Raw genomic sequence first — 19,291 nt, 5'->3', positions numbered from 1 at the left:
TCAGAACCACTGTCCGGGCTCCATCAACCCGAAATCCATCAACTGCTGTGAATTCCAGCGGAAGGGGTATGAGTTTCGCCAGCGAAAGGAACGGATATGCTCGCGTGAGCCGGGGTTCCTGACCAGCGCCTTGGCCACCCGGAACGAGGCGATGGCAGCGGTCAGATTGTTGTGCCATGGGCAGGAATAGGTGTTGTATTCCTCGTCATTAAAGCGGTGGTCGAGCAACAGCCGCAGCTTGGGCTGGCTGCGAAACAGTGCGATCCTGTCGATGCGACGGCGGTCAGGAGGCACATGCTCTTCGAACCGCCAGCGTAGCCCGCCATGAAAATCCAGCTGCCGCTCTTTTTGGTGACCATTCCGGTCCTGACGGCCAAGCGCGTAATAGCCGGTCCGGTCGAACATTGCCTCATCAATGCTGACGGCATTGGGGAAACGCTCCAGATCCGGGGCATAGAGGTCGATGACATAGGTCAGCATCGCGCGCCGGCGTTCCTCGGCGTGAAAGGCCAGCATTTCGCCTACGGTGCGGCTTTCCGAAAAGGGATAGAACAGGAATTCTGCGTTGTAGCCGTAGTAAAGCCAGGTGTCATCCGGCACGGCTTCAAGCACCCGGTTAACAGCCGTGACATGGGCGTCGTTGCGGCGGGAATCGTGGCGCAGGTTGACGATGCGTGCCGCCGCCTCTTCGGGGATAAGCTTCTGAGGCAGGGGTTCGGGCGAAAGCGCAAGGATCAGCCTGAAACCTGCCTTGAAGTGATGGGCAAGGGTCTCTGTGACGGCCGCGTCATCCTCGATCAGCAGGATCGCGATCGGGCCCTTGATCAGCCGGTCGCGGTTATGGGTCAGGAACTCGACTAGGCTGGGAAAGCTCATGGCAGAGCAGCCTTTATCTGTTCAAGCACCTCGGCGGCGGCCTCGGGGTTTTCGGCCACGCGGTCGATCAGCGCGGTCAGTTCGGCCTTGCGCTCGGCCGAAAGGGTCGAGGCATCAACGATGGCACGCACCTTGGCGGCGTCGAACCCTTCCGGGGTCAGGGCGGCGTCGATTTCGACCACGGTGCTTGCGGCTTCGCCGGCTGCACGGGTGGCACTTGCGGCCTCGCGCGCGGCGGTGCCTGCCGCCACGGCGGCTTCGCCCGCCTGTTCGGGTGCAGCATTGGCGTCGGCTGCTGCATCTGCGGCGCGATCAGCGGCGGCAATGGCGGCCTCTGCCGCGGCCTGGGCCTGATCGGCGGCAGAGCTGGCCGGGGCGATGGCGGCATTCTGGGCCGAGGCGGCGGCCTCGGCGGCTGTGTCGGCCGCAATCGCTGCGGCGTCAGCTGCGGCATCGGCGGCGGCATTGGCGCTTTCCTGTGCCGGCGTGATGGCCTCGGGCACCGCCGGTGCCGGCTCAGTCGCGGCGGGCGGGGTGGCCTCGCTGGCGGTTTTCCTTAGCTGCCAATACCATACGCCTCCAGAAGCTGCGGCTAGAACGACGATTAGAACAAGGAACTTTTTCATGCAGGACTCCGTCAGGACTGCGGCAGATCAGCTTTCTATGCCATGTCGCAGCAGGGGAGAAAAGCATTCGGACGAGGCTGGCGGTCAACTGTAGCCATCCCGCCCGTCAACCCCCGCAAGAGAGAGGCGCAAACCTTGCCCTGCCTATCGAATCCAGTTGAAAATCCGGGTGCGGATGGCTATCTAACCGACCGGAACCCCCCGGCAATAAAAGGAAGACAGCCATAGCCCGCAGACCGCATAACGCTCCGCCCACCCGTGATACTGGTCCCCGCGTTAACGAGCGCATCCGAGTCGCTGAAATCCGCCTGATCGGCGCTGACGGCGAGAATGTCGGGATCGTGCCACCCGCCCGCGGACTGGAGCTTGCACAGGAAGCCGGGCTGGATCTTGTCGAGATTTCCCCGAACGCTACGCCCCCGGTCTGCAAGATCATGGACCTGGGTAAGTTCAAATACGAACAGCAAAAGCGTGAGGCCGAGGCCCGCAAGAAGCAAAAGACAATAGATATCAAGGAGATCAAGTTCCGCCCCGGGACTGATACCCATGATTACGACGTCAAGATGCGCTCGGTCATGAAGTTTCTGGCCGAAGGCGACAAGGTCAAGATCACGCTGCGTTTCCGTGGCCGCGAAATGGCTCACCAGCAGATCGGGCTTGAGCTTCTGAACCGGATCGCCGCCCATGTCGGCGAGGCAGGCAAGGTCGAATCGATGCCCAAGCTGGAAGGGCGTCAGATGGTCATGATGATCTCGCCGAAATAAGGGGCTTTGTGATGGCAGCCGAGGTGACGATTCTGGTTCTGCGTGAACCGGGTGCCGATCCGGCGCTGCCATTGCCCGAATACCAGACCAGCGGCTCTGCGGGTGCTGACCTGCGGGCCGATCTGGGCGGGGCCGAGCTGGTGCTTGAACCCGGCCAGATCAAGCTTGTGCCCACGGGGCTGCGTGTGCAGATCCCCGAGGGGTACGAGATGCAGATCCGACCCCGTTCAAGCCTTGCGCTTAAGCATGGTGTGACCCTGCCGAACACCCCCGGTACAATCGACAGCGACTATCGTGGGCCGCTGGGGGTCATCATGATCAATCTTGGCGCGCAGCCCTATGCCATCCAGCATGGCGAGCGGATTGCTCAGGCCGTGGTCGCTCCGGTGACACGTGCCAGTTATGTCCTGACCGGGTCTTTGACCGAGACGGCGCGCGGCGCGGGCGGTTTCGGTTCGACCGGGCGGGCCTGAGGCCCGTGCTGATCCTCATTCTCATGGCGGCTCTGCTGGTGGCGGGGCGTCTGTTGGGCTGGCCTGCCCGGCGCGGCTGGGCAGCGGTCGCGGCCCTATGGCTGGCTGCCATCGCTGTTCTGGCGCTGATGCCTCAAAGCGCACTTGCCCGACTGATCGGCGGCGACATTCGTATTTGGGTGCTGGGCGGTGTGGTTGTGGCGCTGGTGCTTGGCTATCGGTTGGTGCTGCGCCATTTGCATCGTCGCGCCATCCCCCTGCCTGAAAAGCCTGCGGCTGTGGAAAGCATCTCCAGCGGCCCGCTTTCTGGCCCCGAGCTGGACCGTTATGCCCGCCATATCGTCTTGCGCGAACTTGGTGGACCGGGGCAAGCGGCGCTAAAGCGCGCGCGGGTGCTGGTCGTCGGTGCGGGCGGCCTGGGTGCGCCGGCCTGTCTGTATCTTGCGGCAGCCGGGGTAGGCCGGATCACCCTTGCTGATGACGACCGCGTCAGCCTGTCGAACCTGCAACGGCAAGTGATCTTTCGCAGCGCCGATGATGGCCGCTTCAAGGCCGAGGCAGCCCGCGATGCCATGCTGGCCCTGAACCCGCATATCGAGGTGACCGCCCTGACCCGCCGCGTGACCGAGTCTGATGCGGAGCTGATCGCCGGACATGATCTGGTGCTGGATGGCACTGACAGTTTTTCCGCGCGTCTTGCGGTGAACGCTGCATGTGTCGCGGCGGGCGTGCCGCTGATCGCAGGCGCCATCGCGCAATGGGAGGGGCAGGTCACGTTGTGGGATCCGCGCCGCGGTGCCCCTTGCATGGCCTGCATCTTTCCTCAGGCTCCGGCCTCCGGCCTTGCTCCGGCCTGTGCCGAGGCGGGCGTTGTTGGCCCTTTGCCCGGCATCATCGGCAGCATGATGGCGCTGGAGGCGGTCAAGCTGATCGCGGGGGCGGGTGAGCCACCGCGTGGGCGGATGCTGATCTTTGACGGGCTTTACGGCGAAAACCGGGTGATCAAACTTTCGCGCCGTGATGATTGTGCGGTCTGCGGCTCTGGACATTTCCGCGCGGGCTGAAACACTCGCGGCCAACCGGAACAGGAGGCTCGCATGAACCCCGAACTGACCCATTGGACCGGCCCGCTGGGCCTGCCGCGTTTTGATCTGATCCGCGACGAGGATTTTGCCCCCGCCTTTGACGCCTGCCTGAACGAGGCCGAAGCGGCGGTCGAGGCTATCGCCGCGAACCCCGCTCCGCCAAGCTTTGCCAATACTATCGCGGCGCTCGAGACGGCAGAAGAGCCGCTGAACAGGCTCTGCGCGATCTTTTTCACGCTGGTTGGTACCGACTCCAACCCTGCGCGCGAAGATTTGCAGCGCCGCATCGCCCCGCGTCTGGCCGCGCATGGCAGCAAGGTCAGCATGGATCCGCGTCTTTTCGACCGGGTCGAGGCGGTGATGCAGGACGCGGATGCTCTTGCCCCCGAGGATCGGCGTCTGACGGAACTGACCTTGCGCGGGTTGCGTCGGGCCGGGGCGGGGCTGACTGGCGAGGCGCGCAAGCGCATGGCCGCCATCCGCGAACGGCTGGCCGTGCTCTCGACCGAGTTTTCACAAAATGTGCTGGTTGATGAGCGTGAGTTTGTGCTGGAGGTCGCAGATGACCATCTGGCTGGCCTGCCTGATTGGCTGATCCGTGCCATGCGGGCTGCGGCACGCGAACGGGGGCGGCAGGGGCAGGTGGTGACGCTTAACCGGTCCCTGATCGTACCCTTTCTGGAATATGCGGAAGATCGCGCCTTGCGCGAGGTTGCGTGGAGGGCCTGGACTGCGCGCGGCTCGGGGCAGGGGGCGGGCGGGGCTGCGACCGACAACCGCCCCATCGCTGCCGAGATCTTGCAACTGCGGCACGAACGGGCGCAGTTGCTCGGCTATGAGGATTTCGCCAGCTACAAGCTTGAGCCCGAAATGGCCCGAAGCGCCGAAAACGTCGAGGCGCTGCTGACCGAGGTCTGGACCGCCGCCCGAACCCGGGCCGAGGCTGATGCGGCCCGCCTGACCGAGATGCTGCGTGAGGATGGCGTCAACGGTGCGCTGGAACCCTGGGACTGGCGCTTTTATGCGGGACGTCGGCGGCGGGCCGAGCATGATCTTGATGAAGCTGAGGTTAAGCCCTACCTGACGCTGTCTGCCATGCTGGACGCGGTTTTCGACACTGCGCGTCGGCTTTTCGGCATCGAGCTGCATGAGATCAGTGCGCTTCTTTGGTCACCCGATGTGCGGGCGTGGGAAGTGGTGCGTGACGGCCGGCACATGGCGGTCTTTGTCGGTGATTACCACGCGCGGCCCGGCAAACGCTCGGGGGCTTGGTGCTCGGCCCTGCAACAGCAACACAAGATCGGACAGGGGCAAAGGCCGATCGTCGTCAATGTCTGCAACTTTACCCCGCCCGAGGCCGAGGGTGAGCCCGCGTATCTGTCCTGGGACGATGCGCATACGCTTTTCCACGAATTCGGCCATGCGCTGCATCATATCCTGTCGGATGTGACCTGGCCTTCGATGTCGGGGACGTCGGTCGCGCGCGATTTCGTCGAACTGCCAAGCCAGCTGTTTGAACATTGGCTGGAGCAGCCCGAGGTTCTGGATCGTCATGCGCGCCATGCCCAGACCGGCGCGCCACTGCCGGCAGATCTGCGTGACCGTCTGCTGGCGGCGGGGAATGCCGAACAGGGCTTTGCGACGGTTGAGTATCTGGAAAGCGCGCTTGTCGATCTGGCCTTTCATCGGGGCGCCCCGCCTGCCGACCCGATGGCACGTCAGGCCGAGGTTCTGGCGGAACTGGGTGCACCCACAGCCATTCCGATGCGCCATGCCACGCCCCATTTCGCGCATGTCTTTTCGGGTGACGGCTATTCGTCGGGCTATTACAGCTACATGTGGTCCGAGGTGATGGACGCCGACGCATTCGAGGCCTTCCTTGAAAAAGGCGATGCCTTTGATCCCGAGATTGCCGCGCGGCTTGAGGAATGGATCCTCTCGAAAGGCGATTCTTTGCCTGCTGATGAACTTTGGTTGAAATTCAGGGAACGAAAACCGGGGGTTCACGCTTTGTTGAAAGGACGCGGCCTTCTGGCCAAGACCAGCTGACAACAAGGGAGACCACCATGACTTTTCGCAAACCGCTTTTTGTCCTTGCCGCCATGGCCGGCCTGGGCCTTGTCGCCGCCTGCGACCAGACCTCTCCGGCTAACCCCGAGCCAACCCCGGGTCCGATTGCCCAGGATAATGCGCTGAACGGGACGTATAACCTGCTTGAATCGAATTGCGGGGATGCTGCCAGCGACAAGAGCCTGGTGATTGATGGCAACAAATTCATTTTCCCCGGTGCTTCCTGCACTGTGGCGAATTCGGAACAGCAGGTGAACCGTACGCGTGTAACCCTGTCCTGTGATGGCACGCCGGGCGGTAACCGGGTGGTCGATCTGCAACTTCGGCCCGGGGTGCTGCGCCTGACCGAAAATTCGCTGACCCTGACCTATCATCAGTGCAGCAAGGCAGCGGCCAGCAGTGATGCGCTGGTCGGGCAGACGCTGTAAAACTGCGATTCCCTCTCTCTCTCGGCTGGCCGCCCCTATACGGGGCGGCTTTTCAATTGTTACGAGTAATTGCGCGCCCGCACTCCCCCATAAAGATTTACCGGCAGTATATTTGGTCAGGGCAGGTGCAAACCTGTTGCCCGGAAAAACTGGCACGCCTTATCATTTCCGGGTCCCGAGCAGGGAAACTGGTCACCCCTCGGGCAGGAGGTTATTCATGTCGTTGCCTGGTACCGCCCGCATGAAAAGCGTTGATGAGATCCCGATAGATAAGCTGGGATTGCTGCATTACCTTTCGAATTACGAAAAATATATCGGTCCCATCCGGACGCAGCCGTTAAAATTTCTGGAACTGGGTGTCGCGCGCGGGGATTCGCTGAAATATTGGGAATCCTGGTTGCCGAATGCCGAAATCACCGGACTCGACATCGCCCAATGCCCGGCGCATTTTGAAAGCGGTCGGGTGCGCTGCTATGTCGGAGAGCAGCAGGATAAGGCACTGCTGGACCGGGTCGCGGCCGAACGTGCACCCAAAGGGTTCGACGTCATTATTGATGATGCCGCCCATGTCGGGCAATTGGCCCGGATATGTTTCTGGCACCTGTTTGAAAATCATCTGAAACCGGGTGGATTTTACTTTATTGAGGATTGGGGTACCGGATATTGGCCGCAATATCCCGACGGGAAACATTATAGCCCCAAGCCTGTGGCCCTTTCACCTCATGAAAGGCTGCTTGACCGATTGCATAAATCAGGCGCAGTGCAGACAATATATCCGCTGCGCAAGCTGACGGGCTGGATACGCTGGAATCTGGTGCGGCGGCGTTTTGGCGGCCACGACCGTGGCATGGTCGGTTTCGTCAAAGAACTGATCGACGAATGCGGTGCCGAGGACATGACCCATCCCGATTTTGGCACCGGTACGCCCCGCCGTTCGCGGTTTGACTGGATGCGTATCTCACTGGGTCATGTCGTGATTCGCAAAGCTGACGATGGGGCTGCCTAGTCGCGGATTTCGTCAGCATCGACGCCCCAGATTGCGGTTTTGGGCACCCAGCCTTTTTCTCCGCCGCCAGAGACCCGGCACCAGTCGATATTGCATTCATGCAGCCGGACGATAGCCCCGGCCTCGGCCCGTGCGATGACGTTGGCACGCGGCTCGGGGCGGGACAGCAAATCCAGCATATCCCTGGTCACAATGGCGGTGCGCACCCCCGACAGCAGCGAATAATGCACCCAACCGCCGGCACCGTCCTGATCCTCTACCCGGCGCCACTGGCCGAATTCGGCCACCACGCGCAGGGGCATCCCGGCATGCCGAAACACCCAGTCGATGCGATGGGACAGGCTGGGACCGCGCCGGGCGTTGCCTTCGTCCCCTTTCAGGCTGACATAGCGCGGCAACGGCAGGTTGGTGACCGGTCCGCGGTTCGGATCGCGCTCTCCGTCCTGATTACGGCTAATTGTCGCATCAGCCGACAGCCCCCCGATCTCTTTGGAGTCGAGTTTTTCGCCGGGGTTGGTCGTTTGCCCCAGCGCGGCCGTTCCAAAAATCGCTCCGGCAGCCAATATCGCGGTGCCCAGCCAAGCCTGTCCTTGCTTCATCTGCCCGTCCTGCTTGTTCGGGGTCTTGTGCCTGCCCCGCATCGCGGGCACTTTGCCAAAAGCCGCCCGGCTTTGGAAGAGAGGAGCGACCATGCCAGCCGTTCATGCGACCGATCCGACCCGCTCGCGCCTTAAAGTTACCGTGACCCGTCGCCTGCCAGAGGCGGTCGAGACCCGGATGTCCGAGCTTTTCGACGTGTCCCTGAACGCCGATGACCACAAGATGGACCGCGACGAACTGGTCGCGGCGATGCGGGTCTCGGACGTGCTGGTGCCGACGATCACCGACCATGTCGATGCCGCGATGCTGGCGCAGGCCGGGGACCGGCTGAAACTGATCGCCAACTTTGGCGCAGGCGTGGATCATATCGACGTCCACTCTGCCCGTCAGCGTGGCATCCTTGTCAGCAATACCCCCGGCGTTGTGACCGAGGATACCGCTGATATGGCCATGGCGCTGATCCTTGCGGTGACCCGCCGTATTCCCGAGGGGCTGGCTGAGATGCAGGCCGGGCGCTGGCAGGGCTGGTCCCCGACCGCGCATCTGGGCGGGCGACTGGGCGGACGCCGGCTTGGTATCCTGGGTATGGGACGTATTGGTCAGGCCGTAGCGCGGCGGGCCAATGTCTTTGGCATGCAGGTTCATTACCACAACCGCCGCCGCCTGCGTCCCGAGGTCGAGGCAGAGCTGCAGGCGACCTGGTGGGAAAGCCTGGACCAGATGCTGGCGCGTATGGACATCGTCAGCGTGAACGCACCGCATACGCCTTCGACCTTCCACCTGCTGAATGCGCGGCGATTGAAGCTGCTTAAGCCGACGGCGGTGGTCATCAACACTTCGCGCGGTGAGGTGATCGACGAGAACGCTTTGACCCGCATGCTGCGCGCGGGTGAGATCTCTGGTGCGGGTCTCGACGTTTTCGAACATGGGCATGAGATCAACCCGAGGCTGCGCGAGCTGCCGAATGTCGTTCTTTTGCCGCATATGGGCTCGGCCACGGTCGAAGGGCGGGTCGAAATGGGTGAGAAAGTCCTGATCAATATCAAGACATTCGCTGACGGGCATCGCCCGCCGGACCTTGTGGTGCCTTCGATGCTGTGACCAGAGCGCCCCGGTTAGCCGGGGCGTCTGCGTCTGGCGGGGTGCTGTTTCGTCATGTCGCTTTTGCGCAAGAACATGTCGCGCAGAAGATCGGCTTGCCGCGCGGTTCCGGCTCTAATCATCTTCAGAGAATATCATGCGCGAAACTGAGGAGTCGCTTGCCATGAAAACCCATGTGAAGGCCCTGGTGGTCGGAGGCGGCGCCGTTGGCTGCGGCATCGCGCTGCATCTTGCCCGTGCGGGGTGGGAGACGATGCTTGTCGAGCGTGATGAGCTGACCGCCGGTTCGACCTGGCATGCTGCGGGGCTTTTGCCGCTGTTCAACATGGGTTACGCGACAACCCATATCCACGACTATTCGGTCAAGCTTTATGCCGGGCTTGAGGCCGAGACGGGGCTGAACGCCGGCTTTACCCGCTGCGGCAACCTGCGCATGGCGCAGACGCAAGAGCGGATGGATGAGTATATGCTCTATTCCGCCACTGCCGAGACGGTGGGGATCGAGCATGAGTTCCTGACGCCCCAGCAGATCAAGGAACGCTGGCCGCTGGTTCGGACCGATGACCTCAAAGGCGCGCTGTTCCATCCGACCGATGGCTATATCAACCCCGCTGACGTGACCCAGGCGATGGCGCGCGCAGCCCGCATGGCCGGCGCCACCATCGAACGCAAGATCCAGGTCAATGCCTATCGCTGGACCGGCGATGAATGGATCGTGACCTGCGAAAAGATGATCGAAAAGGGCGGCAACCTTGTCCCCTCGGGTGAGCAGTTTGAGATCCGCGCCGAGCATGTTGTGACTGCGACGGGCAACCACGCGCAGCGCACCGCCCGCCTGCTTGGGATCAAGATCCCCGCCATCCCGGTCGAGCACCAGTATATCGTCACCGAGCCGGACCCGGCGCTGGTGAAATGGCGTGCCGAGGGCAACCCCGAACATCCGGTTCTGCGCGATGCCGATGCCAAATGGTACGTGCGCGAGGAACGCGGCGGCTGGATCCTTGGCCCCTATGAGCGTAATGCCCCTGCGCGTTTCCTTTACGACGTGCCGGAAAGCTTCCGCGCCGACCTTTTCCCGCTGGATCTTGAGCGGATCGAGGAAGAGTACATGTCGATGATCCACCGGCTTCCGACCTCGGAAACCGTGGGTCTCAAGGACGATTTCAACGGCCCGATCTGCTATACGCCCGACGGCAACCCGCTGGTCGGTCCGGCGCCGGGTCTGCGCAACATGTGGCTGGCCGAAGGTTTCAGCTTTGGCATCACCGCTGCGGGTGGCACCGGCCATTATCTGGCGCAGATGATGACCGAGGGCGAGGCCGAGATCGACATGGCTAGCCTTGATCCCCGCCGCTTTGGCCAGTGGATGACCACCGAATATGCGGCGCGCAAGAACGAAGAGGCTTACGAGCACGTCTTTATCCTGCACCACCCGGACGAAGAGCGCGATGCCTGCCGCCCGCTGCGCACCGCCCCGGCCTATGACCGGCAGAAAGAGGCGGGGGCGCAATTCGGTCAGGTCAATGGCTGGGAGCGCCCGAACTATTACGCTCCGGCCGGTTTCGATGACCATGCTGCGCGCAGCTTCCGTCGTGGCGGCTGGTGGCAATATGCCAAGGAAGAGGCCGAGGCGATCCGCAACACTGCCGGTCTGATCGACGCATCTGCCTTTGCCAAGCACCGGGTTTACGGCAAGGGGGCGACGGCGTTCCTTGACTGGTTCACGACCAACAAACTGCCCAAGGTCGGTCGCATCAACCTGACCTATGCGTTGACTGAAACCGGGACTACCCGCACCGAATATACCATCGTGCGGCTGGCCGAAGATGACTACTACCTGATTTCGGCCGGGGCCTGGGCAGATTACGACGGCGACAACCTGCGCAAGCTGGCCGAGGATATGGAAGGTCAGTTTGGTCCGGTGATCGTGCAGGATATCACCACGCAATGGGGTGTCTTTGCCCTTGCCGGCCCGAACAGCCGCGCCATTCTCAAGGAACTGGTGCGCGATGCTGACCCCGAAACAGTCCTGGGCAACAAGCGGTTCCCCTGGCTGTCGATGCGCAATATCGAGCTGGGCATGTGCCCGGTGCGTGCCATCCGCGTCGCCTATACCGGCGAACTGGGATGGGAGCTGCATCACCCGGTCGAATTTGGCCGCTATCTCTGGGATCAGCTGGTCGCAGCGGGCGAAAAGCATGGGCTGAAACTGGTCGGTGCCCGCGCCCAGAACTGGCTGCGTCAGGAGAAATCCTACCGCGCCTTCGGTACCGAACTGGGCCGCGATGCGACCCCGCTTGAGGCTGGTCTGGATCGCTTTGTCGATCTGGAGAAAGACTTCAACGGCAAACAGGCGATGCTGGACAAAGGTATCCGCGCGAAATGCGTCACCCTGCTGATTGATGGACCTGCCGATGCTGATCCTTGGGGCCGCGAGGCGCTTTATGCGCAGGACGGCACGCGGATTGGACGCCTGACTTCGGGTGGCTGGTCGGCCGCTTTCGGCAAGTCAATCGGCATGGGCTATGTCCGTCCCGATCTGGCCGAGCCGGGCACCAAGCTTAAGGTTCGCATGCAGCGCGAACTGTGGGATGCCGAGGTCACGGTGGACAGCCCCTATGACCCCGAGAACGCCCGTATCCGTGTCGACGGCTGATTTCTCCTCCCGCAGCCAGGACACTGGGAAGGCCCGGACCATCAGGTCCGGGCCTTTCCCGTTTCAGCGCAGCTTGGCAAGGTGGCGGTCCAGATCGTCCCGCAGTGCCACCCGTTCTTCGGGGGACAGGAACGCGCCCAGCTCGACCTCGCGCCGGCCATCGGTCAGGACCAGATAATCATCGACCGGGCCGTTATGGCGCAGCGAGGTGCGCACCCAATAGGGGTTGGTGCGCCAGACCCGCTCTTTGCGGCCCGGATCTCTGCGGGTCAGGATCAGGCGGTCGCGGTCCAGAATCATCCGCTCATGCGCGGCGCTGTAGCTGCGGGTGATTGCATGCCACAGCGCCCAAAGCGCCAGCACCGCAAAGGGCAAAAGCCCCCACAGCACTGCCGAGCCGACAGTTGCAAGCAGGGGAAAGGCCAGACCGGCTGCGGTCACCCCGATTACCCAGACAAAGCCCCGACGCGGCAGCGAGCGATGCGGCCAGATATCAAGCTGAAAGCAGACGGCCCCGGATTTCTCCGGGGCCGTTTCATGCCATGAATAGGGCATAGCTTTGGCTTGCGCGATTAATGCGCGTGGGAGTGGTCCCAATCCTCGCGCTTGGGCAGCGTCTCGAAGGTGTGCTCCGGAGGCGGCGAGGGCAGGGTCCATTCCAGCGTATCGGCATACTCGTTCCAGTAGTTCGGCACGTTCACGCGCTTGCCGGCGAAGAGGGTGTAGAACACCACGCCGATGAAGAACAGGAACGAGGCGAAGGCGATATAGGCGCCGATCGACGAGATGTTGTTCCAGTAGGCGAACTCGACCGGATAGTCGATGTAGCGCCGCGGCATGCCCTGACGGCCCAGAAAGTGCTGCGGGAAGAAGATCAGGTTCGAACCGATGAACATCGTCCAGAAGTGCAGCTTGCCCGCCCATTCAGGGTACTGACGGCCCGACATCTTGCCGATCCAGTAGTAGATGCCGGCAAAGATTGCGTAAACCGCGCCCAGCGACATCACGTAGTGGAAGTGGGCAACGACATAGTAGGTGTCGTGATAGACCCGGTCCAGAGGAGCCTGGCTCAGTACCACGCCGGTCACGCCGCCGACGGTGAACAGGAACAGGAAGCCAAAGGCCCAGAGCATCGGCGTTTTGAACTCGATCGAGCCGCCCCACATCGTGGCGATCCACGAAAAGACCTTGATGCCGGTCGGCACGGCGATCGTCATGGTCGCCAGCATGAAGTAGGCCTGCTGGGTCAGCGACATACCAGCCGTGTACATGTGGTGCGCCCAGACGACGAAGCCCAGGATACCAATCGCGGCCATGGCCAGCACCATCGGCAGGTAGCCAAAGATCGGCTTGCGCGCGAAGGTCGAGATAACGTGGCTGATGATGCCAAAGCCCGGCAGGATGATGATATAGACCTCGGGGTGGCCAAAGAACCACAGGATGTGCTGATACAGCACCGGGTCGCCGCCACCGGCCGGATCAAAGAAATGCGTGCCAAAGTTGCGATCCATAAGCAGCATGGTGATCGCGCCCGCCAGAACCGGCAGCGACAGCAGGATCAGCCAGGCAGTGATAAAGACCGACCAGGCAAACAGCGGCACCTTGAACAGCGTCATGCCGGGCGCGCGCATGTTCAGGAAGGTGGTGATGATGTTGATCGCGCCGAGGATCGACGAGGCACCCGAGACGTGGACGGCAAAGATTGCCAGATCCATCGAATAGCCGGCCTCGGTGGTCGACAGCGGTGGGTAAAGCACCCAGCCCACACCCGAACCCAGCTGGTCCGAACCGCCTGGCGCCAGCAGCGAGGCAATGCCAAGCGCCACACCGCAGACATACATCCAGTAGGACAGGTTGTTCAGCCGCGGGAAGGCCATGTCCGGGGCGCCGATATGCAGCGGCATGAAATAGTTGCCAAAGCCGCCAAACAGTGCCGGGATGACCACGAAGAACATCATGAGCACACCGTGATAGGTGATCATGACGTTCCACAGATGCCCGTTAGGCGTGCATTCGGCCGAGGCGTCGGCAATGAAGCGCGCGCCCTCAAGGCACATGTACTGGACGCCGGGGTGCTGCAGCTCCATCCGCATGTAGACGGTGAAGCAGACCGAGATCAGGCCGACGATGCCGGCCGTGAACAGGTACAGGATCCCGATATCCTTGTGGTTTGTTGACATGAACCAGCGGGTGAAAAACCCGCGGGTGTCATGATGGTCACCGTGGCCGTGAACGGCTGCGTCTGCCATGCGTAGACTCCCTAGACATGCGGCTGGCCGGCCCAAGGGCCAGCGGACTCGGCTGTTTCTTAGACCACAATCCCACCCCTCGCAATGCGGAGAAAGGACTAAAAGTCGCACCCCTGCGCGGTTTTGTCGCAAACAGGGGCGCGGTGTGATCTGCTTACTGCGCCTCGGCCGGAGCAGCGGCCCCGGCTTCGCCCTCTGCTCCCGCCTCGGGCGAGTTCTCGGCAAGGAAGGCTATCACATCGGCCTGATTCTTGGCCAACTTGAAAGTCATCTTGGTCTTGAGCGCAGCATCGCCGACTTTTTCCGCAACATATTTGTTGGGGTCGGTGATATAGGCGGCCAGATCCTCGGTGGTCCAGACCTCTCCGGCCTCGCCAAGCTTGATCAGCGCGTCCGAGTATTTGAACCCTTCTTCGGTGCCAGCTTTGCGCCCGACCACGCCATAAAGGTTCGGCCCCGTTTTGCCGCCTTTGACGATATTGGTGCCATCAGGCGCCTGAACCATGTGGCAGGCCTTGCACTTGTTGAATTCCTTCTGGCCTTTGACGGGATCACCCGCGTCTTGTGCCATGGCGGGCAGGGCAAGGGTCATGGCGGCAAGAGTGGCACAGATGCTGATCTTCATCGGTCAATCCTCTTGGGTATCATTATTATCGGGGAACGGACCTCTCCGCCTCCCGATGACAGGGCTACCATGCGTCACGGCGAGCGAATACAGGAAAAAGGTCGCAGTTCCGGCAAGGGTGAATTTGCCGCAGAGCGAAAATCAGCCTTCGAACGGCGGAAAATGGCGCGTGAAGGTTGCGCGCAGGGCGAGGTCTAGGTCCTCCATCCCCACCGGCAGGCCCATGTCCACCAGACTGGTCACGCCATGACCCGAGATGCCGCAGGGCACGATTCCGGAATAATGGTCAAGATCCGGTTCGACATTGATCGAGATGCCGTGAAAGCTGACCCATTTGCGCAGTTTGACACCGATGGCGGCGATCTTGTCCTCGCGCATTGAACCGTCGGGCAGGGGTGTCTTGTCAGGCCTGGCGATCCAGACGCCGACGCGTCCGTCGCGGATCTCGCCCCTGAGGTTGAACTCGGCCAGCGCATCTATGACCCATGATTCCAGCGCCTTGACAAAGGCGCGCACGTCGCGGCCCCGTCGGTTGAGATCCAGCATCACATACACGACGCGCTGTCCCGGGCCATGATAAGTATATTGTCCGCCACGTCCGGTTTCATGGACGGGAAAGCGCGCGTTCAGCAGATCGGCCGCCCGAGCCGATGTCCCGGCAGTGTAAAGGGGCGGATGCTCGACCAGCCAGACAAGTTCCCCCGCCGTGCCAGCCGCAATGGCGGCGGCGCGCACCTCCATGAAGGCCACGGCTTCAAGATAATCGGTCAGGCCGGGGGCGGTCATCCATTCGGTCATGCGGGGCGAGATAATCCCCGCCGCTCTTTGCCGCAAGAGGGCAGTCGCGCCGGTAGTTTCCGCGGCGGGTCATGAATTCCATGCAAGATCATTGTGCGGATGTTGAATTTCACTATCTCTTCATCAACGGCTATACAGCCATTTCCATGAAACGCGCGGACCTGGACCATGACCTTGCCCCTTTCTCCGGTTTTTGAGGAACTGCGCGCTGCGGCGCGCCAACGCATCCTGATCCTCGACGGTGCGATGGGGACGCAGATTCAGCAGCTTGGCCTTAGCGAGGATGACTTTGCCGGCCATGGCGCGGGCTGCGGCTGTGGCTGCCATCCCCCCGCACCGGGGGATCACCCGCAAAAAGGCAATAACGACCTTCTGAACCTGACCCAGCCCAAGGCGATCGAAGATATCCATTATCGCTATGCCAAGGCAGGCGCGGATATTGTCGAGACCAATACCTTTTCCTCGACTACCATCGCCCAGGCCGACTATGGGATGGAGGCCGCAGTCTATGATCTGAACCTCCACGGTGCCCGCCTTGTCCGGCAGGCGCTGGATCGCGCCACGGCCGAGGATGGCCGCAGGCGTTGGGTCGCCGGGGCATTGGGGCCGACCAACCGCACCGCTTCGATCAGCCCGGACGTGAACAACCCCGGCTATCGCGCTGTGACCTTTGATGATTTGCGCGTCGCTTATGCGCAGCAGGTCCGGGGCCTGATCGAGGGAGGCGCCGATCTTTTGCTGATCGAGACCATTTTTGACACGCTGAACGCCAAGGCCGCAATCTTTGCCTGCGAAGAGGTGTTTGTCGAAAAGGGCCTGCGCCTGCCCGTAATGATCTCTGGTACGATCACCGACCTTTCCGGTCGTACGCTGTCGGGTCAGACGCCGACTGCTTTCTGGTATTCGACCCGCCACGCCACGCCGATCACCATCGGGCTGAACTGCGCACTTGGCGCCGCCGCCATGCGTCCGCATCTGGCCGAGCTTTCCGCTGTCGCCGATACGCTGATCTGTGCCTATCCCAATGCCGGTCTGCCGAATGAGATGGGGCAGTATGACGAATCGCCCGAGGATATGGCGGCGCAAGTGGCGGAATTTGCGCGCGAGGGGCTGATCAACGTGGTTGGCGGCTGCTGCGGCTCGACCCCCGATCATATCTCGGCCATCGCCCGCGCCGTTGAAAACCTGCCGCCCCGCGCGATCCCCGAGATTGAACCGCGCCTGCGCCTGTCGGGGCTGGAGCCTTTCGTCAAGACGGACGATATCCCCTTCGTCAACGTGGGCGAACGTACGAACGTCACCGGCTCGGCACGTTTCCGCAAGCTGATCACCAATGGCGATTACGCGGCAGCGCTGGACGTGGCCCGCGATCAGGTCGAGAACGGTGCCCAGATCATCGACGTCAACATGGACGAGGGCCTGATCGATTCGAAACAGGCGATGATCGACTACCTGAACCTGATCGCGGCCGAACCCGATATCGCCCGCGTGCCGGTGATGATCGACAGCTCGAAATGGGAGGTGATCGAGGCCGGGCTGAAATGCGTTCAGGGTAAGGCAATCGTCAACTCGATCAGCCTCAAGGAAGGCGAAGAGAGCTTCCTTGAGCATGCCCGGCTATGCCGTCGCTATGGTGCGGCGGTGGTGGTCATGGCCTTTGACGAGACCGGACAGGCCGATACCGAGAATCGCAAGGTCGAGATCTGTTCCCGCGCCTATGACCTGCTGGTCAACAAGATCGGCTTCCCGCCCGAAGACATTATTTTTGACCCCAACGTCTTTGCTGTCGCCACCGGCATCGAAGAGCATGACAACTATGGCCTGGATTTTATCGGGGCCGCACGGCGCATTACCCAGCAGTTGCCGCATGTTCACGTGTCAGGCGGGGTCTCAAACCTGTCGTTCAGCTTTCGCGGGAATGAACCCGTGCGCGAGGCGATGCACGCTGTCTTCCTATATCACGCCATTCAGGCGGGGATGGATATGGGCATCGTCAATGCCGGTCAGCTTGCGGTCTATGATCAGATCGACGCCGAACTGCGCGAGGCCTGCGAAGATGTGGTGCTGAACCGCAAGCCTGCCAGGGGCGGGACGGCGACCGAAAACATGCTTGAGATCGCCGGACGCTTCCGCGGTGAAGGCGGGGCCAGGGCGCGTGAAAAGGATCTGACCTGGCGCAGCTGGCCGGTCGAAAAACGCCTTGAACATGCTCTGGTCAACGGCATCACCGAATATATCGACGAGGATACCGAGGAAGCGCGCCAGAAGGCCGAGCGTCCCCTGCATGTCATCGAAGGTCCGCTGATGGCCGGGATGAACGTGGTCGGGGATCTTTTCGGTTCGGGCAAGATGTTCCTGCCGCAGGTGGTGAAATCGGCGCGGGTGATGAAACAGGCCGTGGCGCATCTTCTGCCTTATATGGAGGCCGAAAAGGCCGGCAATGGTGGGGCAGGCAGCGCGGGCAAGGTGCTGATGGCGACGGTCAAGGGTGACGTCCACGACATCGGCAAGAACATTGTCGGTGTCGTCCTTGCCTGCAACAACTATGAGATCATCGACCTTGGCGTGATGGTCCCGGCGACCAAGATCCTTGAGATCGCCAAGGCTGAAAAGGTCGATATCATCGGCCTGTCGGGTCTGATCACCCCGTCCTTGGACGAGATGGTCCATGTCGCCTCTGAAATGGAGCGTGAGGGCTTTGACATTCCGCTGCTGATTGGCGGGGCGACGACCAGCCGCGTGCATACGGCGGTCAAGATCCATCCGAAATACGCGCGCGGGCAGGCGGTCTATGTCACTGACGCAAGCCGGGCAGTGGGCGTCGTGGGCAATCTGCTTTCGGGTCAGAAGAATGCCTATGTCGAAACCATTCGCGCCGAATATGTCGAGGTCGCAAACAAGCACGCCCGGGCTGAGGCTGACAAGAAACGTCTGCCGCTGGCGACCGCGCGCGATAATGCGTTGCAGATCGACTGGACGGGCTATGAGGCCAGGACCCCTGAATTCCTGGGCGCCCGGGTGATCGACGATTTCGATCTGGCCGAAATCGCGCGCTATATCGACTGGACTCCGTTCTTCCAGACCTGGGAACTGAAGGGCGTCTACCCGCGCATCCTTGAGGATGAAAAGCAGGGTGAGGTCGCGCGGCAGCTGTTCAGCGATGCTCAGGCGATGCTTAAGCGGATCATCGACGAGAAATGGTTCCACCCGCGCGCGGTCATCGGCTTCTGGCCGGCGAACCGGGTCGGAGATGATATCCGGCTTTATACGGGCGAGGATCGTGGTGAGGCTTTGGCGACGCTGCACACGCTGCGTCAGCAGGTCACCAAGCGTGACGGCCGCCCGAATGTCGCGCTGGCCGATTTCGTCGCCCCCGAGGGCCACCGGGATTATGTCGGTGGTTTCGTGGTGACCGCCGGGGGCGAAGAGCAGGTGATCGCCGACCGCTTCAAAGCCGAGCATGACGATTTCTCGGCGATTATCGTGCAGGCCCTGGCCGACCGCTTTGCCGAGGCTCTGGCCGAGATGATGCATGAACGGGTGCGCCGTCAGTACTGGGGCTATGCCGACGAGAATTTTACCCCCGAAGAGCTGATTGCCGAACCGTACAAGGGCATCCGCCCCGCGCCCGGCTATCCGGCCCAGCCCGATCACACCGAAAAGGTAACGCTGTTCAATCTGTTGGATGCGACGACTGCAACGGGGGTCGAACTGACCGAATCAATGGCGATGTGGCCCGGCGCGTCGGTCTCGGGTCTTTATATCGGCCATCCCGAGGCCTATTATTTTGGTGTTGCCAAGGTCGAGCACGATCAGGTTCTGGACTATGCAGCACGCAAGGGCATGTCGGTTTCCGAGGCCGAGCGTTGGTTGGCGCCGATCCTGAACTATGTCCCGCAGGCGGCAGTGGCCGCAGAATGAAATAAAGCTGCGG

General features: G+C 61.9%; 16 protein-coding genes. 9 read left to right on the top strand and 7 right to left on the bottom strand.

The genetic code is table 11. From position 1 onward, the window contains the following. Both M511_RS01135 and M511_RS01130 read right to left on the bottom strand, forming a co-directional pair. A complete protein-coding gene (locus tag M511_RS01135; RefSeq protein ID WP_085501135.1) occupies positions 1-876 on the bottom strand; it encodes a glycosyltransferase family 2 protein in 876 nt (291 codons plus the stop codon). After that, positions 873-1,502, bottom strand: coding sequence for a hypothetical protein (locus tag M511_RS01130; protein WP_240547497.1), 630 nt, complete (start codon positions 1,500-1,502; stop codon positions 873-875). Before M511_RS01130 ends, M511_RS01135 begins: the two co-directional genes overlap by 4 nt. A 224-nt stretch (positions 1,503-1,726) precedes the next feature. On the opposite strand from M511_RS01130, the gene infC reads away from it, so the two are divergent. The 6 genes from infC to M511_RS01100 all read left to right on the top strand — a co-directional run bounded on the left by infC (position 1,727) and on the right by M511_RS01100 (position 7,328). Next, on the top strand, positions 1,727-2,266 hold the full coding sequence (gene infC / locus M511_RS01125) for a translation initiation factor IF-3 (RefSeq protein ID WP_083825829.1): 540 nt from the start codon (positions 1,727-1,729) through the stop codon (positions 2,264-2,266). 11 nt (positions 2,267-2,277) lie between these two features. Beyond that, positions 2,278-2,739: a dUTP diphosphatase gene (gene dut / locus M511_RS01120; protein WP_010395749.1), complete on the top strand. Its 462-nt coding sequence runs from the start codon at positions 2,278-2,280 to the stop codon at positions 2,737-2,739. 23 nt (positions 2,740-2,762) lie between these two features. Further along, the gene (locus tag M511_RS01115; RefSeq protein WP_085501134.1) at positions 2,763-3,803 is read left to right on the top strand and encodes a HesA/MoeB/ThiF family protein; all 1,041 of its coding nucleotides are present in this window, start codon (positions 2,763-2,765) and stop codon (positions 3,801-3,803) included. A 33-nt stretch (positions 3,804-3,836) separates the two neighbouring features. Continuing rightward, positions 3,837-5,873 (top strand): M3 family metallopeptidase, encoded by a 2,037-nt coding sequence (locus M511_RS01110; protein WP_085501133.1) that lies wholly within the window; start codon positions 3,837-3,839, stop codon positions 5,871-5,873. Between the two features lie 17 nt (positions 5,874-5,890). After that, positions 5,891-6,322 (top strand): hypothetical protein, encoded by a 432-nt coding sequence (locus M511_RS01105; RefSeq protein WP_010395743.1) that lies wholly within the window; start codon positions 5,891-5,893, stop codon positions 6,320-6,322. Positions 6,323-6,539: 217 nt separating this feature from the next. After that, positions 6,540-7,328 (top strand): class I SAM-dependent methyltransferase, encoded by a 789-nt coding sequence (locus M511_RS01100; RefSeq protein WP_085501132.1) that lies wholly within the window; start codon positions 6,540-6,542, stop codon positions 7,326-7,328. Here M511_RS01100 and M511_RS01095 read toward each other — a convergent pair. Continuing rightward, the gene (locus M511_RS01095; RefSeq protein WP_010395738.1) at positions 7,325-8,020 is read right to left on the bottom strand and encodes an SH3 domain-containing protein; all 696 of its coding nucleotides are present in this window, start codon (positions 8,018-8,020) and stop codon (positions 7,325-7,327) included. The genes M511_RS01100 and M511_RS01095 overlap by 4 nt on opposite strands. Between M511_RS01095 and M511_RS01090 the strand changes: the two genes are divergently transcribed. Continuing rightward, positions 8,019-9,029 carry a 2-hydroxyacid dehydrogenase gene (locus tag M511_RS01090; protein WP_010395736.1) on the top strand — a complete coding sequence of 337 codons (1,011 nt, stop codon included), beginning with the start codon at positions 8,019-8,021 and terminating at the stop codon, positions 9,027-9,029. The genes M511_RS01095 and M511_RS01090 overlap by 2 nt on opposite strands. A 163-nt stretch (positions 9,030-9,192) precedes the next feature. Then, positions 9,193-11,685 (top strand): GcvT family protein, encoded by a 2,493-nt coding sequence (locus M511_RS01085; protein ID WP_010395734.1) that lies wholly within the window; start codon positions 9,193-9,195, stop codon positions 11,683-11,685. Positions 11,686-11,748: 63 nt separating this feature from the next. On the opposite strand, the gene M511_RS01080 is transcribed toward M511_RS01085, so the two are convergent. The 4 genes from M511_RS01080 to lipB form a co-directional block, all read right to left on the bottom strand. Next, the gene (locus tag M511_RS01080) at positions 11,749-12,240 is read right to left on the bottom strand and encodes a DUF2244 domain-containing protein (protein ID WP_010395731.1); all 492 of its coding nucleotides are present in this window, start codon (positions 12,238-12,240) and stop codon (positions 11,749-11,751) included. Between the two features lie 17 nt (positions 12,241-12,257). Next, positions 12,258-13,934 (bottom strand): cytochrome c oxidase subunit I, encoded by a 1,677-nt coding sequence (ctaD, locus tag M511_RS01075; RefSeq protein ID WP_010395729.1) that lies wholly within the window; start codon positions 13,932-13,934, stop codon positions 12,258-12,260. Positions 13,935-14,088: 154 nt separating this feature from the next. Further along, positions 14,089-14,559 carry a c-type cytochrome gene (locus M511_RS01070; protein WP_010395727.1) on the bottom strand — a complete coding sequence of 157 codons (471 nt, stop codon included), beginning with the start codon at positions 14,557-14,559 and terminating at the stop codon, positions 14,089-14,091. A gap of 141 nt (positions 14,560-14,700) precedes the next feature. Continuing rightward, positions 14,701-15,357, bottom strand: coding sequence for a lipoyl(octanoyl) transferase LipB (gene lipB, locus M511_RS01065; protein ID WP_085501131.1), 657 nt, complete (start codon positions 15,355-15,357; stop codon positions 14,701-14,703). Positions 15,358-15,525: 168 nt separating this feature from the next. On the opposite strand from lipB, the gene metH reads away from it, so the two are divergent. Beyond that, complete coding sequence (gene metH / locus M511_RS01060) at positions 15,526-19,278, top strand: methionine synthase (protein WP_010395722.1); 3,753 nt, start codon at positions 15,526-15,528, stop codon at positions 19,276-19,278. Positions 19,279-19,291: the final 13 nt, after the last annotated feature.

The sequence above is a fragment of the Paracoccus sp. J56 genome (assembly GCF_019633685.1).
Lineage (GTDB): Bacteria > Pseudomonadota > Alphaproteobacteria > Rhodobacterales > Rhodobacteraceae > Paracoccus > Paracoccus kondratievae.
The sequence above is the reverse complement of the archived record's forward strand: the minus strand, read 5'-3'. Positions and strand labels throughout refer to the sequence as shown.